Source organism: Vibrio sp. Vb1554 (assembly GCF_033344235.1).
On sequence record NZ_JAWPOJ010000475.1, the window covers coordinates 1 to 1,029 of the forward strand.

General features: G+C 42.4%; 2 protein-coding genes. Both read left to right on the top strand.

What is annotated here, in order from left to right:
• Window positions 1-206: SDR family oxidoreductase (locus R8N28_RS27175; protein WP_318183910.1), on the top strand; the 206-nt coding region annotated here is incomplete at its 5' end.
• A 183-nt stretch (window positions 207-389) separates the two neighbouring features.
• Window positions 390-980 carry a chromosome partitioning protein ParA gene (locus tag R8N28_RS27180; RefSeq protein ID WP_318183911.1) on the top strand — a complete coding sequence of 197 codons (591 nt, stop codon included), beginning with the start codon at window positions 390-392 and terminating at the stop codon, window positions 978-980.
• Window positions 981-1,029: the final 49 nt, after the last annotated feature.

A 1,029-nucleotide genomic window follows, 5' to 3' on the forward strand; every position in this document is an offset into this window, starting at 1 on the left:
TCAACTGTGTCGCGCCAGGCTTTATCGCCACCGATATGACCAAGAACCTGCCAGAGAAAGTCATTCAAATGATGGAAAGTAAAACGCCCCTAGGACGTATGGGCTCGGTGCAAGATATCGCCAATGGCGTTGCGTTTCTAGCGTCTGATAAAAGTGCGTTTATAACCGGACAAGTGCTCAAGATTGATGGCGGTTTGGTGCTTTAATGTTCGAACCATAACCTCAAGTAAAAAACGCTCTTTGCTCAGGTGAAGGGCGTTTTTGTCTCAAGATAAATGCATACAAACATGGAGAGTTAAATTGCCAGTTATTTACTCGGTATAACAAAACGCAATTGGTCTATCCGCAAAGCGCACATGTAATATCCATAAAAAACATGGATTATTCATATGAAAAAATTATCGCTACTTGGCCTGCTTATTCTCTTTGGCTGTAACCAGCAAAACACTCCGACTCCAGACCCAAATCACAATCAACCACACCAAAGTTTTAAAAAAACGCCGGAGATTGCTAAAGAGCTAAAGGCTCAACCTACAATTGATGACCAATTTGCTCTGCTATATCGAAAATTTGATTACACACTAGATAGAAGTGATTCCCTTACAGGTCGTGATGAAAATAAAGACGGAATACGCGACGATATCGAGGCATTCATCAATGCGTTAGAAGTGTCAGAGTCAGTGCGCGATGCATTGAAGCAAGATGCACGTCAAACTCAGAAAAACCTATATTACGATTGGAGTGAGAAGACTGAGGCTAATATTGACAAAGCTATGGCGATAGGCGACGAGTTCGATAAAGTTCTCGCTTGCAAAGCTTTTGTCGGTATCCCAGTGGATGACTCAATCGATACGTCAAAAACTATCGCAGCACTAACATACAACACTAAAGCCAGAACGGTGGCTTATCTTACTTACAATCATTTGCTAGATGGTTCAGTCAGTACATTGCTCCCTGCTGAGGAGCAATACTGTGAATAAGCTAACAGGTGCCCTTTTGATTTTCACGATATTCCCCGCGCATGTCAGT

Bases quoted from the DNA above. Each gene is read 5' to 3' on its own strand.
- R8N28_RS27180 (WP_318183911.1), top strand. From the start codon at position 390: ATGAAAAAATTATCGCTACTTGGCCTGCTTATTCTCTTTGGCTGTAAC.